General features: G+C 41.2%; 3 protein-coding genes. All 3 read left to right on the top strand.

What is annotated here, in order from left to right:
* Positions 1–152: 152 nt before the first annotated feature.
* The gene (locus tag BT797_RS09885; protein ID WP_075471910.1) at positions 153–2,363 is read left to right on the top strand and encodes an ABC transporter permease subunit; all 2,211 of its coding nucleotides are present in this window, start codon (positions 153–155) and stop codon (positions 2,361–2,363) included.
* Between the two features lie 27 nt (positions 2,364–2,390).
* Positions 2,391–4,037, top strand: coding sequence for a phosphate ABC transporter permease PstA (gene pstA / locus BT797_RS09880; protein WP_075471908.1), 1,647 nt, complete (start codon positions 2,391–2,393; stop codon positions 4,035–4,037).
* A gap of 122 nt (positions 4,038–4,159) precedes the next feature.
* Positions 4,160–4,686: phosphate ABC transporter ATP-binding protein (locus BT797_RS09875; protein WP_139291995.1), on the top strand; the 527-nt coding region annotated here is incomplete at its 3' end.

Here is a 4,686-nt window from a genome sequence, read left to right as displayed (position 1 = left end):
CCATTTTCAAATATTGTAACGCTGGCTGATTGTGCATCTCGAGGTAGCTTGGGTATAGAATTTATTTAACGTTGTTGAGTGATGTCATATAACTGTCATAAATATTACATATAATCGCACAGTGATTAATTAAGGCTAAATACGAGGAAGAGATGGCTGAACAGTTTTCTTTAACGATTGCGGGCTCCCGTAAACGTCTAATTAAAGATAAACTCGCAGAATATGGTATTAAAATGGGCGGAGGTGTTGTACTGATGACACTGTTGCTAATATTTTTCTACCTACTGTATGTGGTTTATCCGGTTTTTGAATCGGCGAAAATAGAATCTAAAGCACAATACAGTCAATCTTTTGCTGGTAATACTTATGCATTAGCGATGGAAGAGCAGAATGAAATCGCCTACCGTTATAGTGATTTAGGTATTAACTTCTTTAATACTTTAGATCCCAATGTTGAGTTGATGCAATATGCATTACCTCAGCCAGCGACGTCATTTGGTCAAACAGGACCAACATCACCTGTCGTTGTATTTGGCTTTAATGATGGTAACGCGTTAGTTGCGGAAGCTGATTTTGATGTCACCTACCCTGATGATAAGCGTCTTATCACACCACAAGTTAATTTCCCATTCGGTGAGCAACAAATTGAAGTTGACAGCCAAGGGCAAAAATTAAAATACATTGCAATTGAAGTTGAAGGTGAAGATGCCGCTATCGTTGCCGTGACGGCGGATAACCGGGGCATATTGCTACGTTATACTGCAGAAGAAAACTTCATGACGGAAGAATTGGAATGGAGCAGCGAAACAATTGAACTGCCTTCAATGCCAATGGATATTGAACAAGTATTGTTAACACCAAACTTTCGTTTTATCTTTATGCGCAGTGGTAACAAACTTTCTATCTATGATATTCGTGATACGGATGATATTTCGATTGTTGAAGTGCTAGATATTAATGAAAAACAACAAAACGTGACTCACGTTGCATTGTTAACTGGCGCAAGTTCATTACTGGTTGCGAATGATAACGGTGTCGTGAGTCAATGGTTTGAAGTGGCTAAAGATGGCGAACGTAAGTTTACTAAAATTCGTCAGTTTGATGCGCAATCAAGTGTCATCGATATCACCACTGAATATTCTCGTAAAGGTTTCATGACGGTTGGAGTAGATAATAGCCTTACTATTTTTCACGCCACAGGTGAAACCAAACTATTACACCAAGATCTTGGTATGGGTCCACTTCAGCATGTTGCCATTTCTCCTCGTGCAAACGCTTTCTTGGTTGAATCAGAACAAGGTATCGGCTTTTATAAGCTAACCAATGAGCACCCAGAAGTGACATGGAGCGCATTGTGGCAAGAAGTTTGGTATGAAGGTTATCCAGAACCCGATTATGTCTGGCAGTCGACATCGGCATCCGATGACTTTGAACCGAAATTAAGTTTAGTGCCTATCACATTTGGTACCATTAAAGCCGCATTTTATGCGATGTTATTTGCGGTGCCAATCGCAGTCGCTGGTGCTATTTATACCGCTTACTTCATGAACTCTGGTTTACGTAAAGTAATTAAACCAACGGTTGAAATCATGGAAGCATTACCAACCGTTATTCTAGGTTTCCTTGCTGGTCTATGGTTGGCCCCGTTTGTTGAAATGCATTTACCTGGCGTAATGATGATCGCCGTGCTCTTGCCATTTTCGGCTGTGATGGTGGCGGCTATTTGGCACTTCTTACCACAGTCATTTGTTAATCGTGTCCCACAAGGTGCACACGTTATTATCCTGTTGCCAGTGTTATTACTTGTAGGTTACTTCTCAGTATCGGTTAGCCCGCTGGTGGAAGACTTAGTCTTTGATGGTGATGCACGTGCCTATATCAATGATATCTTTGGTTTTGATCAACGTAACTCACTGATTGTTGGTATCGCTATGGGCTTTGCGGTTATTCCGACTATATTTTCGATTGCTGAAGATGCAATTTTCAGTGTACCAAAGCATTTAACGCAAGGTTCATTGGCACTGGGTGCAACAAGTTGGCAGACACTCGTTAAAGTTGTATTACTCACAGCAAGTCCTGGTATTTTCTCGGCAGTCATGATGGGCTTAGGCCGTGCGGTTGGCGAAACAATGATTGTATTAATGGCAACCGGTAATACTCCTGTAATGGACTTCAATATCTTCTCGGGTATGAGAACATTAGCAGCCAACATTGCTGTTGAAATGCCGGAATCTGAAGTTGGCAGTTCGCATTATCGCGTACTGTTCTTAGCGGCATTCGTACTCTTTATTCTGACGTTTGTATTTAATACGATTGCGGAATACGTAAGACAGCGTTTACGTGAAAAATACAGCGCGATTTAATCTAAGGCTTGTAAGTAGGATATTAAAATGAAAAATTGGTTTCGATCAGGATCGCCTTGGATATGGATGACAGGTGGTGCTGTAAGCATAAGTTTGATTGCCGTTCTTGGTTTGTTAATGTTGATCGCATGGCGTGGTTTGACTTATTTTTGGCCAAGTGCGATACATGAATTTAATGTGCAGCTTGAAGATGGCTCTAGCCGCGTTGTTATTGGCGAGATCTATGATCGTGAAGTTGTGCCTATTCAACGTCTGCTTGAAGCAGGGGTAAAGATTGACCCAACGTTAGAAACGGTAGAGCGTATCTTGGTGAAAACGGGTAACCGTGAATATGTAGATCTTGATTTTAGCTGGTTACTTGGTCCTGCAATTACGCAACAATCAACACCGGCTGCCTTGGCTGTGATTGAACGTTTTACTAATGGTAACTTTTATGGCTACCCGGTTGCTATCGAAGAAGATGGGGTGAAGAAAACATTAACCTCTGCGGCGCAATTGGAAGTCTTGATTGAACGTGCTGTTGAACTAAATGATAAAGCGCAAGATTTACAGAAAGGTGAAATTAGTTCGGTTAACTATGAATTAGAGCGTATTCGCTTAAAATTACGCAGTTATGAATTAAAAGGCGAACTGACTAGCGAGATTGAAGCGAAATACAGCAAGATCTCCGAAGGGCTGCGTGCTGAATATCAAATTCATGAAGCGCAATTATTCAGTTATCGTGACCAAGCTAACCGTGATGCTGTTATCGTTAAAGACATGCGTGGTGAAGAAGTTCGAATTTCATTATCGAATGTACTTGAAGTGACATACCCGAACGATATGGGGATCGTGAGTAAAATCATGCATTGGTTTGGTAACATGGGAAGCTTCGTAACAAGTGACCCACGTGAAGCAAATACGGAAGGTGGTGTATTCCCAGCTATCTTTGGTACTATCTTCATGGTGATGTTGATGGCTGTTATTGTGACCCCATTAGGTGTGATTGCAGCTATTTACCTACATGAATATGCCCCCAAAAATGGGTTGACGAAAATGATTCGTATTGCGGTGATTAACCTCGCTGGTGTGCCATCAATCGTATACGGTGTATTTGGTTTAGGCTTTTTTGTTTACATGTTAGGTGGTTCGATTGATGAACTATTCTATCCAGAGTCGTCACCGTCACCGGTATTCGGTTCGCCAGGCGTATTATGGTCAGCATTAACATTGGCTATTTTAACGTTACCGGTTGTGATTGTATCAACGGAAGAGGGTTTATCGCGTATTCCGACATCATTACGTCAAGGTTCGCTAGCATTAGGGGCAACGAAGTTTGAAACCTTATGGCGTATCATTGTACCAATGGCAAGTCCGGCAATTATGACTGGTCTCATTCTTGCTGTTGCTCGTGCTGCGGGTGAAGTAGCCCCCTTGATGCTGGTGGGGGTGGTTAAACTTGCACCGACATTACCGGTTGATATGAACTTTCCGTATATTCACGTTGAACGTAAGTTTATGCACTTAGGTTTCCACATTTATGATGTTGGTTTCCAAAGTCCAAACGTTGAAGCGGCACGACCACTCGTTTATGCCACGTCGTTCTTGTTAGTAACGGTTATTATCGGACTTAATTTAACGGCAATTGGCGTGCGTAACCATTTACGCGAAAAATTCAAAAATTTAGAACTATAGATCTCTAACTGTTACGTTAGTTTGTAAATTTAGACCTGCTAGGTTATAGACACGATCTGCTGGATTATAGACATAGAAAATGGAAAGCAGCGGCTAAAGTGGCTGCTTCAATAGGAAATAAAATGATTGATATGAGTTCAAATATTACTGATGCTGTAAGCCTAGATGTTGCTAACTTATCAGCAGAAGATACGGCATTAGAAATTAAAAACTTAGACTTATTTTATGGCGACAAACAGGCCTTGTTTGATGTCAGTATGAAAATACCGAAAAAACAAGTCACTGCTTTCATTGGCCCGTCGGGTTGTGGTAAATCAACGTTATTACGTTGCATTAACCGCATGAATGATTTAGTCGATATCTGCCATATTAAAGGTGATATTAATTTACGTGGTAAAAACATCTATGACCGTGATGTTGATGTAGCGACACTACGCCGTAACGTTGGTATGGTGTTCCAGCGTCCTAATCCATTTCCTAAGTCTATTTATGAAAATGTGGTTTATGGTTTACGCTTACAAGGTATTAATGACAAACGTCGTTTAGATGAAGCGGCTGAATCTTCATTACGTGGCGCAGCTATCTGGGATGAAGTAAAAGACCGTCTACACGATAATGCGTTTGGCTTATCCGGTGGTCAGCAGCAACG

Source organism: Moritella viscosa, assembly GCF_900120065.1.
GTDB classification, from domain to species: Bacteria; Pseudomonadota; Gammaproteobacteria; order Enterobacterales; family Moritellaceae; genus Moritella; species Moritella viscosa.
This window is presented reverse-complemented; position numbering and strand designations above follow the sequence as displayed.

Bases quoted from the DNA above. Each gene is read 5' to 3' on its own strand.
- BT797_RS09885 (WP_075471910.1), top strand. From the start codon at position 153: ATGGCTGAACAGTTTTCTTTAACGATTGCGGGCTCCCGTAAACGTCTA.
- pstA (WP_075471908.1), top strand. From the start codon at position 2,391: ATGAAAAATTGGTTTCGATCAGGATCGCCTTGGATATGGATGACAGGT.